The sequence below is a fragment of the Bradyrhizobium sp. 170 genome (assembly GCF_023101085.1).
GTDB lineage: Bacteria > Pseudomonadota > Alphaproteobacteria > Rhizobiales > Xanthobacteraceae > Bradyrhizobium.
The window spans coordinates 5,787,676-5,805,225 of sequence record NZ_CP064703.1 but is presented as its reverse complement, the minus strand read 5'-3'; the positions used below and the strand labels follow the sequence as shown (position 1 = coordinate 5,805,225).

The window sequence follows — 17,550 nt, the reverse complement described above, 5'->3', positions numbered from 1 at the left end:
AGTTCAGCTCAGCTGTACCATTATTTGAAATTCAAATACCAATGATAAGCGATGGTTTATTGCGCAAATATATCGCTCAAGCCATCCTAGAACTCAGAAGAGTAATGAGGCCTGCATCCCCGCGATGCTTGCCGGTATAAAGGGTGGATTTCCGTGGACCGGGTGCAGCAAGGCACGGGACCGTCGTTGGACGATCGCTATGCGCTCGACGAGGGTCGGCAGTTCCTGACGGGCAATCAGGCGCTGATCAGAATGTTGATTGAGCAGATGCGGGCCGACCGCGCTGCAGGGTTGCGAACTCGTGCGTTCGTGACCGGCTATCCCGGCTCCCCGCTGGGGAGCATTGACCTGGCACTGCAACAGGCGAAGAATCATCTTGATGCGCACGGAATAACGCATCTGCCTGCACAAAATGAGGAGTTTGCCGCCTCGTCGCTGATGGGTACGCAGATGCTGGACGAGCATCCCCATCCCGATGTCGATGGTGTCGTTGGCTATTGGTATGGCAAGGGCCCGGGATTGGATCGGGCCGGCGACGCACTCAAGCATGGCAACTTTGCCGGGACGAGCCAGCATGGCGCCGTGGTGCTTCTGAGCGGCGAGGACCACGAGGCAAAGAGCTCGACAGTTCCCTATCAGCAGGAATTCGCTTTCGAGCACCACGGCATCCCGGTGCTCTATCCCGCAAATATCCAGGAATTTCTGGATCTGGGGCTTCATGCTGCGGCCCTGTCGCGGTTCAGCGGATGCTGGGTGGCACTAAAGCTTGTTGGGACATTATGCGACGGCGGAGAGGTGGTGAGAGTCAAGCGGAACGGCATTCCTGTCGCGAAGCCAGAGTTGCAGATCTCGGGCAAGCCGTTTTCGAAAGTGGCAAACCACAGGTTCTTTCCCGTGGTGAATGTCGAAACAGAACGGAAGCTATATGAGGAAAGGCATGCGGCTGTCCTGGCCTATGGGCGAGCAAACGCGCTCAACAAGATTGTGGCAAGCGGGCCACGTGACCGCATCGGCATCCTCAGCGCCGGGAAAAGCTGGGCAGATACTATGCAGGCCCTCGAAGATCTCGGCATCAAGGAAGACCCGGCCGGGGCGGGCGTTCGGCTCGGCAAGGTCGGCCTGCTTTGTCCCCTCGATCGCGACTTCATCCGGCAATTTGCCGAGGGACTAGCAACAATTATCGTCGTGGAGGAAAAGCGCGATTTTCTCGAGCGGCAAGTCGCTGCCGCCGCGATCGGCTCGACGGTCGTGCGGGTCCTCGGCAAGCATGATGAGAATGGAGATATTCTGTTTCCGGTGCAAGGCGGGCTGAACAGCGATCTGATAGCCGAGCGGTTGGCCCGAGTGATACCCGGTTTTGGGCAACAGATAGTTGGATTTGCGGAAACCTCCCTGCCAGCCGCTCCCGAGATCCGAACGAAGCGCACCCCGAACTATTGTTCGGGCTGTCCTCATAATGCGTCGACACTTCTCGCCCCCGGTCAGATCGCGTGGGGAGCGCCAGGTTGCCATCTTTTTGCGGCGCTAATGGACAAGCCCCAGAAGCGTGTCGAAGCAACCACGCAGCTCGGCGGCGAAGGGCTTCCGTGGATCGGACTGGCTCCGTACACCAGCCGGCCCCACATCGTGCAAAATCTCGGGGATGGCGCACTGTTTCACTCCAGCTACCAGAATATCCGATATGCCGTAACCACAGGCGTCAACATCACGTTCAAGATACTCCTTAATGGCGTGCTCGCGAACACCGGTGGTCAGGATCCAGTGTCGGTCACGACCGTCAGTGATCTGCTCAATCACTTTGCGCTGGAGAAGGTTGCGAAGATTGTTCTTATCAGCAAGGAACCACAAAGATACAAGGGCGTGTCGTTTCCACCGATTGTCTTAAAACGACCGCTGGAGGAGCTCGAGAGCACCATGGCGGAGCTAGCGGCCGTTCCCGGCGTAACGATTGTCGTTTACGACGGCATGTGCGCCAACGAGCGCAGGCGAAGGCAGAAGAGGGGATTGTTACCTCCGCCATCTCGCTTCACGTTCGTCAATGAGGACGTCTGCGAAAATTGCGGCGATTGCGGCGTGAAGGCAAACTGCATGTCGCTGCAAAAGGTCGAGACAGAATTTGGTCTCAAGACCCAGATCCACCAATCGTCTTGCAATCAAGACCAGGCGTGCATTGATGGTGATTGCCCCTCTTTTGTTACCGTGGAAGTCCAGCCGGGAGTCGCTCTTAAGAAACCATCGTCGTGTGAGATTGATGCCTTAATGCTGACTGAGCCTCCCATGGTCTCCCTCGAACATTCCTACCACATCTACATCCCCGGTCTTGGTGGTACTGGTGTGCTAACGGCCAGCGCGATTCTGGCGCAGGCGGCGGCCCTTGATGGCCTTGAAGTTAAGTCCTACGACCAGACCGGCGCGGCCCAAAAGTGGGGGCCGGTGTTGTCGAGTCTTGTGCTCGCGCCATCAGGCGTCGTGCCGCTGACCAATACCGTCGGACGCGGAAAGGCCGATCTCTACCTCGCGCTTGATCTTCTTGCTGCAAACGAACCAGCGAACCTTGCTCGCTGCGATGTGAGGCGGACGAAGTCCGTCATGAATGTAAGCGTCCTTCCTAATGGCGAGATGATCCGAGACGTTCGTATTCAGGTGCCGGTCGACGAACTTTGCGGCACGATTGCTGCTGCGACAAATGGAACCGACGCCATCACCATCGACGCCCTTCAGATCGCCGAGTCGTTGTTTGGCGATCACCTCATGACGAACATGGTCGCGATCGGGTCTGCTTACCAGGCCGGATGGTTGCCTATCTCTGCTGCGTCGATCGAAGCAGCCATTGAACTAAATCGGACTCAAGCAAAGGCCAACTTGCATGCATTCCGGGCCGGCCGGCTGTGGCGGTGCAATCTAGCCGCGCTAACCAGAGTCATGCGACCGCGGCCACCAGTGCTGTCAAACCGTCTCGACATGCACCACAATAGGATCGGGCAAGCAAAGAAAGCGTGGGATGCGATCCTCAATGCTAATCCTTGGTTGGATCCCATCACCAACGATCTCATCTCAAAGCGATTCACGGATTTGGCAAATTATCAAAGCCTCCAATATGCGAATAACTATGCCAACGCGATCCTCCGCGTAGCGGATGCCGAAAGAGCAGCAATGGGACGATCGTTCGATGCGTCGATCGTACGGACGGTGGCGCGCAATCTGCACCGGCTGATGGCATACAAGGACGAATACGAAGTCGCCCGGTTGCTCACGCAACCGAAATTCGAAGACGGTCTTCGTGACATGTTCACAGGCCCTGTCCGCATCAATTACAATCTCCAACCGCCCCTCGCGCGTCGAGCTGGAGTTCGACGCAAGATGAGGCTAGGCCCATGGTTCAGGCGGGCCATGATCGTTCTGGCGCGGCTGAAATTCCTGCGAGGCACGCCGCTTGATCCATTCGGCCGACTTCCTTCGCGCCGAGAAGAGCGCGAACTCGTCGACTGGTACCTCGGCCTCCTCGATCAGGTCCTACCGAAAATGCATTCCGAAAACCTGTTGATTGCCGCGGACATCTTGTCGTTGCCCAACGAAATCAGAGGATACGAGCGGATCAAGTCAGAGTCTGCGGCGACCGCAAGGGCGAGAGGCCGCGAGTTGCTCAGTACGCTCGCGGCGCATCGAGGCGGGAAGGAGCAGGTAGTCACTCGATGAATGAGAACGGCTTGTCTTGGCGGTTCGGCAGTCGGGCTCGCAGTCAAGCTTTCGGGCGTTTAATTCCGCGAGGCAGCCCGGAGGACCTGAAGTCCATGATGCGTTGATACATTACGCGGAGCGTCTGGCGCATCGTCTCGATTTCTTGTTCGGATGACCCCTGGACGATGATCTTTTCATATTCGAGCGCCCTGGGTGTAAGCGCTTCAACGAGCTCCTTCCCGCGGGTCGTCAGAGACACCGTAATCTCCCGCTTGCTGAGCTTGGATCGCTTTTTCTCTATCAGGCGCCGCCGTTGCATGCTTTCGGTCAGACGCGACAGCGTCGAAGCATCAATGCTGGTGTGCATCGAAAGCTCGATCAATTTCTGATCGCCGATATCGTGCAGGATGGATAACACACGCCAATTTGCGATGGTGAGCTTCTCTTCGGCCAAATCCAGCGAAAAGACCTCATTGATGGCCGACGCCAGCCGATTCGTCAGATACGGTATTCGCCGTTCAAGCGAGTAGTTGAGTTTTTTCATGTCCGGCTTTTGAAAAACCGCACTCTATTCGTGTGGCCATGACGAAGCAAGGTGGGCAGTGGGCGATCAAGCGCCAATACTTGCTGCCCGCCAAGCTCAGGCCTTTTGTTCGCTGAACAGTCTAAATTTTTCATGCAGAGGTCGATCCGAACATGAGGACAGGATGCAATTGCACCGGGTTGCATGAATCCCGTAGGAGTACCATCCTTGCACGGCAAAGAAGTCTCGATCGCGCCATACTAGGAAAGTTGACACGCGCGCTCCGGAAGGCGAAAGGTTCTTCCGTTCCTCGGTGCCGGCTAGAACTGCTGGTGGGCGCATGGACGCCCCGCTGCATATGGCGCAATTGCCGAGCGGAGAGAATCGCGATGGCCGTTCCTCGACGAAAAATCAATCTTCCAGCTCGGCCCTGACCAAAGTTGCCCCCTCCACCATCGATTTCATTTTTCCAAACGCAACATCGCGAGGGAGGTATTTCAATCCGCAGTCAGGGGCGATAACGATCCTCTCCGGACCGACATACCTCAGGGCACGCCGGATACGATTGGCAACCATCTCAGGACTTTCAACGGTCATGTCAGAAAGATCAAGCACTCCGAGGATGATGGTCTTTTGCGGCAACTTGCCTAGTATGGCGCAGTCGAGATTCGACTGGGCGGTCTCAATGGATACTTGATGCACGGATGAGTTCTCAAACTCCGGCAGGAAGGAATATCCTTCTGGACGCGCATGGATGATTGCAGCGTAACCAAAGCATATATGCACCGCCGTGGTTCCCGTAACACCATCAAGCGCGCGGTTTAGCACTTTGATGCCGTATTGCTTGGCCTTCTCGGCCCGCGCCTGCATATAGGGCTCGTCGATTTGCACAATGTCTGCGCCAGCGGCAAACAGATCTTTGATCTCTTCGTTGACGGCCGCCGCATAATCTAACGCAAGCGCCTCCTCATCCTTATAGAAGTCATCTTGCGCTTGCTGCGACATGGTGAACGGGCCCGGCACGGTAATCTTGATCGTGCGATCAGTCTGAGCGCGCAAAAAACGTAGATCTTCAACCTCAACTGGATGCCTACGAGCGATCTTTCCTGTCACTCGCGGCACCGGATTCGGATGCCCGGAACGGTCGAGGGCAACGCCTGGGTTGTCGATGTCTACGCCATCGAGCGCGGTCGCAAAGCGGTTCGAGTAGCTCTCCCGACGGATTTCTCCATCGGTAATGATGTCCAGTCCCGCCAATTCCTGGTCGCGGATGGCGAGAAGCGTTGCGTCATTCTGTGCGGACTCCAGGAACTCCGGCGCAACGCGCCACAATTCTCTTGCCCGTACACGGGGCGGAAACCGTCCAGCCAGTTTCTTGCGGTCAATGAGCCATTCCGGCTGTGCGTACGAGCCAACCAGAGATGTGGGCAACAGAGGCAGCGGCATTGGTTGATCCTCACACGTAACGGTTGATGCTATTGACCGACTCTCGTTCACCTTCGTTCCTCGCGGAACAGTCCAAGTTTCTCGTGAACTGGACGATCGGAAAATGAAAAGAAGACGCACTCGCCCGTTGAAGCGTGGAGTCGATACGCGCACCAGCCAGGCATTGCGAATACGTCATTCTCCTTCAACTTAACCGGCGTCGCCCCCTCAACTTCAATGGTGGCTTCGCCCTCCACTAACACGAATACGGCGCTGTCCGTTGAGCGATACATCGAAGTCGAGAAGCCTTTAGGGAGCAATCGCATAATGGGGCCGAGAGTGGGCATCACCCAATCGCCATTTGCGGGGTTGACGTATCGCAAGCAGATGCCGAGGTGGGGATCGATCTCTTTCGTCCGGGCGAGACGATGCAGCGCCTCTCGTGTTCGCGAATAGGGGTAGTTGAACACCGGAGATGTGAGAGATCCGAAGCTTTGCCCAACCGGGAGTAGCCCGCTTCCGTACATTGCCTGCGAGTAGCCTTCAGGCCGAGACGTCCCTTGAGCAGCCTCGGCGTGCTCTTCTCTAAAGCCGGTCTTGAGAAATCCAACCAATGGCACATCGAGGCAATCCATCCAAATCACAGGACCCGTTCCGTCGTGTCCGTGATCGTGCCACGTCCAGAACGGCGTGAGGATCAAGTCCCCCCGGTGCATGGTAGTTCTCTCGCCGGCGACCGCGGTGTAGCCGCCGCTTCCTTCCAGAACAAAGCGGAGTGCTGATTGGGTATGGCGATGCGCCGGCGCAACTTCACCGGGGAGGATGAGTTGCAGGCCAGCGTAAAGCGTATCCGTTATCTGCGATTTTCCTCGCAGCTTGGGATTTTCAAGCACGAGCACGCGACGCTCAGCTTCTTCCGCGCTGATCGATCCGCCGGCTGCCAAGAGCTGCGGTCGAACGGTCGTCCACTGCCACGCGTATGGTGCCGCGGTCGGCCGGGGATCGGCGGGGACAAGGCCTTTCAACACCTCCCACAAGGGAGCCAAGTTAAGGGCATCGAGTTCTTTGTAGAACGCACTGCGGTCGACGCTGTTCTTCAAGACGTGTGGTTCATTCATGACTTGGTTCTCACGAGGATCATTGTTCTTTGTTTGACTCAATCTCGCTTCCGATTCGGTCCGCGATGATCGCGCGCAACGCGGCGCGATCCAGTTTCCCAACCCTCGTCGTTGGAAAGGCTTCAGTCCGCTCTATCCGCTCGGGGAGCTTGAATTTCGCCAGTCCCTTTCCAATCAGGAATGAGCCGAGCTCGGCGATGGAAGGCAATAGACGCCCTGGTTTTGGTATGATGAAAGCGCATGCCTTTTCGCCATAGAGTGGGTCTGGCATTGCAACGACCTTGCTATCTGCGATGTCCGGGTGAAGTGCGATCAGACGCTCGATGTCTTCGGTACCGAACTTCTCCCCGCCGCGATTGATGTTGTCGCGGGTGCGTCCTTCGAACACGTAGGCCCAGCGACCGTTTACTTGAACACGCCGCATTAGGTCGGCGGATCGGAAAAATCCATTGCTGGTCAAGCATTCGGCTGAAAGTTCTGGCGCCGCAAAGTAGCCTCGGAGCGACGAGGGACCTCTGAAGCACAGTTCGCCAGTTTCGCCCTCGGCGACCTCATCTTCGGAGTCTAGGTGCAGCAACTTGACCTCGTCGAATTCCGAGCAAGGCGCTCCCACCGTCTCGTGTCGCGCTACGGCAGGATCGTCCGGCCCGCTTGTCAAAACGAGACCCTCGGTGATCCCGAACATGTTGGTTGCGGGCACGCCCGTGGCTCGCTCAATAGGTGCGGCCCCCTGCAGCGTAAAGAAAAAGCGCAAGGAGGAGAGGTCGTACCTCTCGATCTGCTTGAAAGACGCGATGGCCGGAGCATGCGGACCGATGGTGAAGGCGTGGTTGACGTTCCAGCGCTCGATGAGGGCGAAAAAGCGTTCGGGGTCCCAGCGCGGCATCAGTACGGTTGTGCAGCCGTACACGACAGTTCGCACCAGGGCGAACATCATTCCGGCATTGTGCATAAGGGGAAGCGCCCAAATGCCGACATCGCCCGATTTCATGGCATACCTGTCGCACCACTGCCGGACGTGACCCGCATATTCCGCATGAAAGCGCGGAATTATCTTCGGGACACCCGTCGATCCGCCAGAGAGCTGGAGGACGGCGACATCCTCACTTGACGAGGACCGCGATGGCGTGCGGGCTTCTGTATTGGTCGCCCGCGAAGCAAGCTCGATGATGCTGGGCTCTGACGGATCGCCAAATGCAAACACGTGTTGGATCGACTTTTCGCGTGCGACCTTCCTGGCAAACGCAGTTAGATCGAAAGAGCCGCCGTCCTTTTGCACAAAGTAAGCCGAGGGGCGGGTTAAATCCGCCAATTTGTGCATCTCCAGCTCGCGATATTGCGGGATCGTGCAGACTGGTATGACGCCCGCTTTCAGGCATCCGAAGAAAGCAACCACCGTCTCGAGTGTGGTACCCATCTGGAATAGAGCACGGTCGTTCACCTGCAGGCCATGCTGCTTGAGGGCGCCCGCAACTGCGTCAGTACGGCGATCGAGTTCCCCGAAGCTCAGGATCACATCGTCAGAAATGAAGGCCGGTTTGTCGCTGTGTCGATCGCAACAGAGTTTCAGTTGCTGATGGATCGTTCGATCGATCCAGGCACCGCCTTCGAGGTATCGGGCCGCTGTTGCCGGATCGGTATATACGACGCCCTCAAGAGGAGTGCGCGGTCCAGTCATTTTGTCGTTCCCTGAACGAGCGGGCAATTTCCTTCCGAGACGGGACGGAACGCTTGTTCGGCAGGAATGGTGTCGATCAGCTTGTAGTAATCGTATGGATAGCGGCTTTCCTCCGGACCCTTTACCTGAAACAGAAAAACCGGATGCACGGCGCGCCCGTCTGCACGCACCGTCAGACCGCCGAACAGTGGGTCCTTGATTGGGCCCTTCTTCATCTCGGGCACGGCGAGCCCGGCGTTGTCCGATCCGGTCGCGGCCACCGCCCGCAGATAGGCGAGGGTAGAGGAATAAACCCCAGCTTGGTTTGCGCTGGGAACCTTGCCACCCATCCGTGCTGCAAAGCGCTTTGCGAAAGCGCGCGTGTCCTCGTTCATATCCCAATAATAGGATTCCGTCAGCAGCAATCCCTTAGCGGTTCTTAGGCCGACCGAATGGACATCGTTGATGAAGATGAGAAAGGCAACCAACGATTGGCCGCCTTGGCGCAAATTGAATTCATCGGCCTGCTTCAAAGCATTGATTGTATCCGTTCCCGAGTTGGCCAGCCCGATGACGTCGGCTTTGGAACCTTGGGCGCTCAAAAGAAACGAAGAGAAATCGGCGGTCGCAAATGGATGGCGAGCCGAGCCGTTCACTGAACCGCCCTGTGCGACGATAAATGACGTCGCTTCCGATTCGATGGCCTGCCCCAGAGCAAAGTTCGCCGTCAAAAAATACCAGCTCTTGGCACCGCGCTTCATCATGGCCGACGCGGTCGCGTGGGCGGTAGCCCAAGTGTCGTTGACCCACTGAACGGTATTAGGCGAGCAATACTTACCGGTAAGATCTGAACTGGCAGTGCTCGACGCCAGCAGGGTCATCGATGTGCCGCGCAGAAGCGAGTTCAGGGCAAGCCCGACCGCAGAGTTTGGTACGTCTACGATGGCATCAACCTTCTCGACGTCCAGCCATCGCCGAGCGATGGCACTTCCCACATCCGCCTTGTTCTGATGGTCGGCCTGAACGATTTCGACTTTGATGCCTTTTCCGCCGCCGGCAAAATCCTCTGCTGCCATTCGGGCGGCCTCGACGGATCCGGGACCATTGGTGTCCTGGAATATACCGGACGTGTCATTCAGGACGCCAATCTTCACGACTCCATCGGAAATCTCAGCGTTTGCCGTTCCACACCACGCCACGGTTGAGCCCAATAGGGCCAGAACTGTCAGTCTGAACATCCGTTTTCTTCCTCCCGTTCGCCGCGGCCCATTTCGAATGACGGACCTCCCGGCAGCTTGACGTTTCGCGGTTGAAGATATACTGCATATGCAATAAATGCAAATGCAGTAATATGTTGCTGCGGAGGAAGTGCCATGAGGATTTGCCGGTTCAACTCGGATCGCATCGGCGTCGTCGAGGGGAATTCCGTTGCCGATATCTCGCAGATGCTGGACCTGAGCCCGAAGTGGCCCCTGCCGCCCGGCGATTGGGTGGTATCCCAGTTGACTTCGCTGAAGGAGAGCGAGGTGCGTTCCGGCCAGCCATTGATCCCGTTATCGAACGTCAGGTTGGAGAGCCCGGTTGCCAATCCAGGCAAGATCATCGGGGCGCCGATCAACTACAAGGCTCACATCGACGAGGCCAACGCAGATCGTGAAATCAATCAAGGAAAGACCTACACGTCGCTGGATGAATACGGGCTGTTCCTGAAGGCGGGAAGTTCGCTTATCGGACCTTCGCAGACCATTCATCCGAGATTTGCGGACCGGCGAACAGACCACGAAGTCGAACTCGCCGTGGTGATAGGCAAAAAGGCAAATCGCGTGTCGCGCCAGAATGCATTGGCGCACGTGTTCGGATACACGATTGGCCTCGATATCACCGTCCGTGGAAAGGAATTTCCCGGCTTCCGAAAGTCGGCCGATAGTTACAGCGTGCTCGGGCCATGGCTGGTAACCGCAGATGAGGTGCCAAACCCAGACGCATTAGAGCTATCGATCAGCGTCAACGGCCAGATCAAGCAGAAGTCGAATACGCGCATGATGATCTTCGATGTTGCGCGGCTCATCGAGTACGCGTCTTCATTTTACACCCTCTATCCCGGCGACGTTATCATGACTGGAACACCGGAAGGCGTCGGTCCCATCGCACCCGGCGACAGACTGGTCGCCGAAATCGAGCGGATTGGGAAGTTGGAGATGCAGGTCGGCGAGGTGCTTGTTTGACCGCTTACTCCTATTCCAGGCGGCTGAACTGGAGTGAGTGCGATCCTGGGGGGATCGTGTTCTTTCCGAATTATGCCAGGTGGGCGGTCGATGGGCTGAACGAGATGCTTCATTCGGATGGTTACATGCCAAACCGCAAACTGGCTGATGGCAGCACCGAAGGCATCCCGTGTGTGGAGTTCAACATGCGGTTCCTGGACGCGCCCGAGCTGTACGCGATGGTTTCTCACCAGATTTCGGTTCAACGTGTCGGCACGACTTCGTTTACGGTTCGCCACCTCTTTTTGGGGGAGGGGCGCTCCTTCGCCGAGGCGCTCGATACGCGGGTCTGGGCGGTGCACGGAGAACACGGTCTGCGCAAGAGTTCGATGCCGCCCGAGGTGCTCGCAATCCTGAACGCTCGAAAAGAGCCAGAGAGCACGGAGTAGGTCCACCATGCCATCGCGTCCGCGAAAGATCCGAATCCTGGGCGCCGGGCCGGCTGGTTTGTACGCTGCCTATAGGCTCAAGCGTTTGCTGCCGTCTGCCGATATTGTTGTGGTCGAACAGAACCCCCCGGATGTTACGTTCGGCTTTGGGGTTGTGCTGTCGGCGCAAGGACTCCAGTTCCTGGCGGATGACGACCCGGAACTAGTGCGCGCAATCTCCACCGGGCTCGAATCGTGGAAGGATATCGAGATCAGGATAGGAGGCGAGCGCATTCGGATCGATGGGATCGGCTTTACCGCGATCGGCCGGGTCATTCTGTTGCGCATCCTGAATGAGAAGCTTCGGGAGGTTGGACTAGCTCCCGCTTTTGGAAAAACAATTACAGACCTTTCCGATTTTGGCGATGCCGACCTCATCGTGGGTGCGGACGGGGCAAATTCACTTGTGCGCAGCACGCATGAAGCGGCGTTCGGAGCCAAAATAGAGAGGCTTACAAATTGGTTCGCGTGGTTTGGCGCTTCGCGTCCGTTTGATGCACTTACCCAGACTTTCAAGATGACGGATAACGGTCCGTTCAACGCACACCACTACCGGTACTCACCAACCCAGAGCACCTTCCTGGTGGAGACGACTACTGCGAATTTCGAACGCTGCGGTTTGGCGAAGTTGTCGGTCGAGGAATCCCGGGCATTCTGCGAGAATCTGTTCGCCGATGTCCTCGAAGGTGCTGAGCTCATTTCAAACCGTTCGATCTGGAGGCAGTTTCCGAAGATTACCAACGCCCGCTGGTCCTACAAGAATATGGTCCTAGTCGGCGATGCCCTCCGAACGGCTCATTACTCGATCGGCTCGGGCACCCGCCTTGCCCTGGAAGACGTTCAAGCGCTGGTAAACGCAATCGCCTCGACCGAAGGAGACATTTCGGCAGCGCTGTCTCTGTATGAAGCGCAGAGAAAGCCAATTGTACAAAAGTTGCTCGATGCCGCAGCCAGGAGCGCCGATTGGTACGAAACCTTCGATCAGAATATGACGCTCCCGCCGTTGGAGTTTGCACACGAGTACATAAGCCGGTCCGGACGCGTCGATCCGGATCGCATGGCGTCCGCGTCCCCGAACTTCGTTCGCCGATATCTCGAGTGGGAGCGCGCGCGCGGTATCTCTCGAAGCTAGGGCGCACTGGTTGTATGTGTTACACTGGTCCATTGAGCGCAGAACAGACACCAAGGTCTCGGTGCTCGCGTTACCTGATCCTGGAAAAGATTAAATGGGGAGTGAAAAATGAAGATCGTGCGTTTGTTGGGTGTGGTGGCTTGCCTCATCTTCTTCCAGGCTTCTGCGATGGCGCAGGAAGTTACACTGCGTCTCGTTACGGCCTTTCCGGAAAACAGTTTTTACGTTTCCCATCTTCTGAAGTGGGTAAAATCGGTAAACGAACGTGGCAAAGGGATCCTGCAGATAAATTTTATCGGAGGCCCCCGTGCAATTCCCACGTTTGAAGTAGGCAACGCGGTGAAGACGGGTGTCGTCGATATTGCCATGTCGACCGGGGCTTTTTACACCAACGTCATGCCCGAATCTGACATGTTGAAGCTCGCTGAAAAGACTGTCGCTGAGCAAAGAAGGAACGGGGCCTTCGACTACATCAACAAGGTGTGGAACGAGAAAGGCAACATGCAGTACCTGGCGCGGATGGTCGAAAACCAGCCGTTCCATCTCTATCTCAACAAAAAGATCGACAAGCCGGACCTTACCGGCCTCAAGATCCGGATCACGCCGGTTTACCGCGAGTTTTTTCAGGCGCTCAATGCAAATGTCGTCACGACTGCTCCAGGCGAAGTATATACAGCCCTGGAGCGAGGGGTTGTTGATGGTTATGGTTGGCCGATCGGTGGATTATTCGACTTGAACTGGCAGCAGCACACAAAATTTCGCGTCGATCCGGGCTTTTACGATGCGGAGGTTTCCATCGTCGTCAATTTGGACAAATGGAAGAGCCTCAACGAGAAGCAGCGTGACTTCTTGAATAGCCTGGCGCTGGAGCTGGAGGCCGGCAACGGCTTCTGGAAGCAGTACGCTGTCGATGAGGAAAAGCGGCAGGCGGATGCGGGCATCCAAACGATCAAGCTGGATGGCGACAGAGCAAAAGTCTTCGTCGACACCGCCTACAGCGTCGCTTGGGCCGCTGCGATCAAGGCGAGCCCGGTGCACGCTGAAAAGCTGAAGGCATTGCTTGGAAATCGTTGATATTTGCGACGTTCGATAGTGTCGGAAGTATGCCTTATGGATGTGTTTGATCGGTTGGTTGGCAAGCTTTGCCTCGCTTTGGTATCCTTGGCATGTACGCTGCTATTTGGGATGATGTTGGTCATTTGCGTTGATGTGTTCCTTCGCAACTTGGCCGTGCCGGGGATGCCGCGGGGTTTGGCTTTGGCCAGCGACTTGTCAGAGTCCGCGATCTATCTGATGACTTTGCTGTCGGCGCCGTTTCTGTTGCGAAGCGGTCGTCACATCCGGATCGATCTGTTGCTCCACATGGTGCCGCCGCGGATCGGGTGGCTGATGGAGTTGGTTGCAGCCTGCGCGATGCTGTTTTGTTGCGTGGCGATGGTCTGGTACGGCCTCATTGTTACCGGGCGAAGTGCGGGCAGCAATGCAATGCTAATCAAAACGGTCGTCTATCCGGAGTGGTGGAGTCTGGCTCCGTTGCCATGTGTGTTTGTGCTGTTGTCGGTTGAAGCGATCTTCCGGCTGCGAAGCCTCCTTGGCGGACCTCGGCAGCCGCGCAACGAGCAGGTGTCCGTGTCATGATGAGTTGGGAAGCTGCTGCCTGGTTACTGCTTGGTGGATCAACCGTTCTGATGTTCGCCGGATTGCCGGTCGGCTTTGCGTTTCTCGTTATCAATCTGATCGGGGCTTACCTTTTTATGGCCGGTGAAGCCGGCCTGTCCCAGCTCGTGCGCAGCTCGGTCTCCTCGATCACCACGTTCTCTCTGACGCCGATTCCCCTCTTTGTCCTGATGGGAGAGGTGCTTTTTCACACCGGTTTGGCGGTGAAGGTCATCGACGGAATTGAGAGGATCATCAAACACGTTCCGGGCAGACTCGCAGTGGTTGCGGTCGTGGCGGGAACGGTGTTCAGTGCGATTTCCGGGTCGACAATCGCAACGACAGCGATGCTCGGTAGCCTGATGGTTCCGATCATGCTGTCGAGGGGCTATCACCCCACGATGGCAACGGGGCCCATCATGGCTATCGGTGCGGTTGATATGCTTATTCCGCCCAGCGCCCTTGCTGTTCTATTGGGGAGTCTCTCCGGCATTTCGATCTCCAAACTCCTCATCGGGGGAGTTATGCCAGGCATCATTCTTTCCGTTCTCTTCGTGGGATGGATTATCCTGCGCACGCTATCCAAGCCGGAATTGGCGCCGGATAGCGATTTCAAGGAATACAACGGGTGGGCGAGGTTCAGTCCTCTCGTACTCTACGTGGTTCCGCTGGTTTCGATATTCGGGCTTGTCGTCGGTGCGATGGTGGCCGGCTGGGCAACGCCGACAGAGTCTGCTGCGATCGGCGCTTTCGCGACGATCGTCCTCGCGGCGGCCTACCGGGCGTTGACGCCGAAGGTTCTGTGGCAATCCCTGCATGGCACGGTTCTTATTTCCGGGATGATTCTCTTCATCATCATCGGAGCAACGACCTTCTCTCAGATATTGGCGTTTTCGGGCGCCACGAATGGAATCGTCAACATCATCACGCAAAGCGGGCTTTCGGCCGACGCCCTGGTCATCGTCATGCTGTTGATCCTGATCGCGCTCGGCATCTTTATCGATCAAGTTAGCATGATGCTGATCACGCTTCCAATCTTCATGCCGCTGGTGAACTCGCTTGCTATCGACCCGGTATGGTTTGGCGTGCTGTTCCTGATCTGCATGCAACTCGGAATGTTGCTGCCGCCCCACGGTCTGTTGCTGATGACGATGAAGGGTGTGACGCCGCCTCAAGTAACCATGGGGCAAATATTCCAAGCGGTCGTGCCGTACCTTGTCATCAGCATTGCAGTTCTCGCGCTGGTCTATTTTGTGCCCGGAGTGGCGACCTGGATGACGGCCTTCTAGCCAACCAAGTCCGACGATGGCGTCGGCAGCTCTATTTCGTGCCGGTGTTTCAAGATGTCTTCCTTCGGCTACCGCAGCGCCAAGGCGTTCGGGCCGAACCATTCGATCGTGTGGCCGAGCCATTCGATCGCATTGGAGCATGATCGCGGCAGCATCGTAGGATATGCTGGTCGCTGCCTTGGTGGGCGGCGTTGAGCGCCAGGTTAGTCGCGCCGCGTTCGCGGGCCCACTGGCCAGCGCTTTCCGGTAGCATGTCCGCCGTTTGGTTGGCGGCGGCCGCGCCAGAAGCATTGCGCGCTCCAGGCTTGCGGTACGCAAGACATATCCGGAGATGCCAATGCCGAAGAGAGCCAGCAGCGAAACCGTTGCGACGATGAGATTGCGGATACTCCACACGGTTCCGCGTGGCGCGGACGCGTTGATAGCAGGCCCAAAGAAAAGCCGGACCGTTATGCAGCAGCCATCTGCATAATGGTCCGGCCTGACCGTTTGTTGCGCGGATATTCTGTCGGCGAAAGCTGCGGCCTGTCCGGGCTGCAAAGGGCGTAACGGACCTCAGATGCTATCCGGATAACTGAGAGGTTTCGTTGAACGGCTACTTCTTTTTCTTCTTGGCTGTCTTCTTTGCCTTCTTTGCCTTCTTCGCTTTCTTGGCCATGTTGCCCTCCGTGATCCCAAAAGTTGGCTCGATGCAAGTCGCCAATCGACGTGCATAGATTAAGAATACACCATAGTTGCAAGATTGATACTGCGCGCTTCGAACAGGGTAAACGACGATCACACAGTCACAACTTGCAGCCGGTCGAAGCTCTTACCTGATGCGCGGACGCCGCGCGCTTTGAGGGATCAAGACGGGAAGAAGTCCTCATGTGATCCGTAGACGAAGCCGACGACGGCGAGGATCCGCCGGTCCCTGATTACATCGCGACGGAAGCGCGCTTCGCTCACTACAATTTTGGTGCGCTCGTTAGGCGACGAGCTTGAGCTTTTGCCGCTTTCTTTCGGGCCGTTGCTCGCGCGACGTATTCTTGCGCGGCTTGATGAAGTCAGCCCACGCCTGCAGCACCTCGCGGCGTCGCTTGATCATCTCGCTGTCCCAATACGCCAGTTCAGCCTCATCGCCGACACGGTGCGAGAGGCAGAACTCAAGCACTTCGCGGCGGAAATTGTGCTCCTTGTTGTCAGCGCCCCAATTTCGGAAGCTCGTGCGGCAGCCATGCATGGTGGATTTGACGGCAGTGCGTTCGATGGCCCCAACAAGCGCGTTCGCCCGGAACGGCTGATGTTCCTCCGCGTGGTCGGAGGGGAACACGTACTTATCCGTGCGCGGCATCGATTGGATGATCTCGATGGCCTGATCTGACAACGGGACGAGATGCGGCTTCGGCTCTAGCTCGCCCTTAATCTTCATCTTCTCAGCCGGAACCATCCACGTCCTTGCTTCGAAGTCGAGCTCCGTCCACTCCATCAGCCGGATTTCTTGGCTCCGCGACACGGTGAGGATGCCGACTTCTGTGCAGCGGGCGGCGTTGCCGGGATCATAGCGCAGCCCTGTCATCATTCCCGGCATCTTCGTATATGGCGCGGACCGATGTCCCTTCTTGCGATTCAGCTTGCGGGGCGACGGCAGCAGGTGTTTGAGGTTGCCGCGCCATGCGGCCGGGTTCTCGCCTATGCGCAATCTCAACGCTTTGGCAGCGTCCATCAACCGCTCGATCCGCTGGCGAGTCCGCGACGCTGTGACCGGTTTCACGGTCCAGATCGCCTTGAGCGCCTCCAGCACGTGCTCGGTGGTGATCTCCTGGAGCTTCTTGTCGTGCAGGCTGGGCACGTCCCGGATTGAGCGCTGCCACTGCTTCAACTCCTCTTCGGACAACCCTTGACACCAATCAGGATACTGCTCCTCGGCAAACTCCTTGAACGTCTTGCTACCCTGAGCGGTGACCCGCTTCTTGACGCGCGGATCGATGCCCTCGCGCTTCAATGCGACCTTATAGTCGCGGGCCTTCTCGCGCGCGCTGCTTAGGGTCAGAACGTCACCGCTTGCGCCGTCGCGGTCGCCAGCCCTGGCGAACTCCATCTGCGCCCGCTTGCCCTCGAGGTCGGTGAAACGGAAGGCCCACACCCGATCACCGCTTTCGCGCACCACCAGATAAAGCCCCCCACCGTCCGCATGAACGCCAGGTTGCAGGGATTTAACTTGGTTCGAATTGAGTGCCACTTTAACGTTCCCCTTCCGCTTACCACTTACCGTCACGGATGCTCGGTCGTGATGGTCAGTTGTTCCAAAATCGACCTACTTTGGATGAACGACCGTCACGGATACATTAGGAGGGAGCGTCGCGTCAACTTACCAGTTTTTAGCCGGGACCGGCCGGCG

At 57.1% G+C, this 17,550-nt stretch carries 14 protein-coding genes; 8 read left to right on the top strand and 6 right to left on the bottom strand.

What is annotated here, in order from left to right; translation table 11 throughout:
• Nucleotides 1–153: 153 nt before the first annotated feature.
• A complete protein-coding gene (locus IVB05_RS26990; protein WP_346771783.1) occupies nt 154–3,696 on the top strand; it encodes an indolepyruvate ferredoxin oxidoreductase family protein in 3,543 nt (1,180 codons plus the stop codon).
• Nucleotides 3,697–3,739: 43 nt separating this feature from the next.
• Here the strand turns inward: IVB05_RS26990 and IVB05_RS26985 are convergent, their stop codons facing one another.
• From IVB05_RS26985 to IVB05_RS26965, 5 genes are all read right to left on the bottom strand, one after another.
• Complete coding sequence (locus IVB05_RS26985; RefSeq protein WP_247779006.1) at nt 3,740–4,222, bottom strand: MarR family transcriptional regulator; 483 nt, start codon at nt 4,220–4,222, stop codon at nt 3,740–3,742.
• 390 nt (nt 4,223–4,612) lie between these two features.
• Complete coding sequence (locus IVB05_RS26980; RefSeq protein WP_247779005.1) at nt 4,613–5,647, bottom strand: uroporphyrinogen decarboxylase family protein; 1,035 nt, start codon at nt 5,645–5,647, stop codon at nt 4,613–4,615.
• Nucleotides 5,648–5,694: 47 nt separating this feature from the next.
• Nucleotides 5,695–6,744 (bottom strand): gentisate 1,2-dioxygenase, encoded by a 1,050-nt coding sequence (gene gtdA / locus IVB05_RS26975; protein WP_247779004.1) that lies wholly within the window; start codon nt 6,742–6,744, stop codon nt 5,695–5,697.
• A gap of 19 nt (nt 6,745–6,763) precedes the next feature.
• Complete coding sequence (locus IVB05_RS26970; RefSeq protein ID WP_247779003.1) at nt 6,764–8,422, bottom strand: AMP-binding protein; 1,659 nt, start codon at nt 8,420–8,422, stop codon at nt 6,764–6,766.
• Nucleotides 8,419–9,639, bottom strand: a complete 1,221-nt coding sequence (locus tag IVB05_RS26965) for an ABC transporter substrate-binding protein (protein ID WP_247779002.1) — start codon at nt 9,637–9,639, stop codon at nt 8,419–8,421. The genes IVB05_RS26970 and IVB05_RS26965 overlap by 4 nt, the downstream gene beginning before the upstream one ends.
• A gap of 207 nt (nt 9,640–9,846) precedes the next feature.
• Here IVB05_RS26965 and IVB05_RS26960 point away from each other — a divergent pair, with 207 nt between their 5' ends.
• From IVB05_RS26960 to IVB05_RS43565, 7 genes are all read left to right on the top strand, one after another.
• A complete protein-coding gene (locus IVB05_RS26960; RefSeq protein ID WP_247779001.1) occupies nt 9,847–10,626 on the top strand; it encodes a fumarylacetoacetate hydrolase family protein in 780 nt (259 codons plus the stop codon).
• On the top strand, nt 10,623–11,054 hold the full coding sequence (locus IVB05_RS26955) for a thioesterase family protein (protein WP_247779000.1): 432 nt from the start codon (nt 10,623–10,625) through the stop codon (nt 11,052–11,054). The genes IVB05_RS26960 and IVB05_RS26955 overlap by 4 nt, the downstream gene beginning before the upstream one ends.
• A 7-nt stretch (nt 11,055–11,061) precedes the next feature.
• Entirely contained in the window at nt 11,062–12,225 is a 1,164-nt protein-coding gene (locus IVB05_RS26950; RefSeq protein ID WP_247778999.1) for an FAD-dependent monooxygenase, read from the top strand.
• 108 nt (nt 12,226–12,333) lie between these two features.
• Nucleotides 12,334–13,299: a TRAP transporter substrate-binding protein DctP gene (dctP, locus tag IVB05_RS26945; RefSeq protein ID WP_247778998.1), complete on the top strand. Its 966-nt coding sequence runs from the start codon at nt 12,334–12,336 to the stop codon at nt 13,297–13,299.
• Nucleotides 13,300–13,335: 36 nt separating this feature from the next.
• The gene (locus IVB05_RS26940) at nt 13,336–13,863 is read left to right on the top strand and encodes a TRAP transporter small permease (RefSeq protein ID WP_247778997.1); all 528 of its coding nucleotides are present in this window, start codon (nt 13,336–13,338) and stop codon (nt 13,861–13,863) included.
• Nucleotides 13,860–15,170 (top strand): TRAP transporter large permease subunit, encoded by a 1,311-nt coding sequence (locus IVB05_RS26935; protein WP_247778996.1) that lies wholly within the window; start codon nt 13,860–13,862, stop codon nt 15,168–15,170. Before IVB05_RS26940 ends, IVB05_RS26935 begins: the two co-directional genes overlap by 4 nt.
• Nucleotides 15,171–15,757: 587 nt before the next feature.
• Nucleotides 15,758–15,886 (top strand): hypothetical protein, encoded by a 129-nt coding sequence (locus IVB05_RS43565; RefSeq protein WP_256472539.1) that lies wholly within the window; start codon nt 15,758–15,760, stop codon nt 15,884–15,886.
• A gap of 251 nt (nt 15,887–16,137) precedes the next feature.
• On the opposite strand, the gene IVB05_RS26930 is transcribed toward IVB05_RS43565, so the two are convergent.
• A complete protein-coding gene (locus tag IVB05_RS26930) occupies nt 16,138–17,391 on the bottom strand; it encodes a site-specific integrase (RefSeq protein ID WP_247778995.1) in 1,254 nt (417 codons plus the stop codon).
• Nucleotides 17,392–17,550: the final 159 nt, after the last annotated feature.

What these genes read in the sequence shown, in the direction of transcription:
- IVB05_RS26935 (WP_247778996.1), top strand. Translation starts at nt 13,860, where the DNA reads ATGATGAGTTGGGAAGCTGCTGCCTGGTTACTGCTTGGTGGATCAACC.
- IVB05_RS26940 (WP_247778997.1), top strand. Translation starts at nt 13,336, where the DNA reads ATGGATGTGTTTGATCGGTTGGTTGGCAAGCTTTGCCTCGCTTTGGTA.
- IVB05_RS26980 (WP_247779005.1), bottom strand. Translation starts at nt 5,647, where the DNA reads ATGCCGCTGCCTCTGTTGCCCACATCTCTGGTTGGCTCGTACGCACAG.
- IVB05_RS26965 (WP_247779002.1), bottom strand. Translation starts at nt 9,639, where the DNA reads ATGTTCAGACTGACAGTTCTGGCCCTATTGGGCTCAACCGTGGCGTGG.
- IVB05_RS26985 (WP_247779006.1), bottom strand. Translation starts at nt 4,222, where the DNA reads ATGAAAAAACTCAACTACTCGCTTGAACGGCGAATACCGTATCTGACG.
- IVB05_RS26960 (WP_247779001.1), top strand. Translation starts at nt 9,847, where the DNA reads ATGCTGGACCTGAGCCCGAAGTGGCCCCTGCCGCCCGGCGATTGGGTG.
- dctP (WP_247778998.1), top strand. Translation starts at nt 12,334, where the DNA reads ATGAAGATCGTGCGTTTGTTGGGTGTGGTGGCTTGCCTCATCTTCTTC.
- IVB05_RS26950 (WP_247778999.1), top strand. Translation starts at nt 11,062, where the DNA reads ATGCCATCGCGTCCGCGAAAGATCCGAATCCTGGGCGCCGGGCCGGCT.
- gtdA (WP_247779004.1), bottom strand. Translation starts at nt 6,744, where the DNA reads ATGAATGAACCACACGTCTTGAAGAACAGCGTCGACCGCAGTGCGTTC.
- IVB05_RS26970 (WP_247779003.1), bottom strand. Translation starts at nt 8,422, where the DNA reads ATGACTGGACCGCGCACTCCTCTTGAGGGCGTCGTATATACCGATCCG.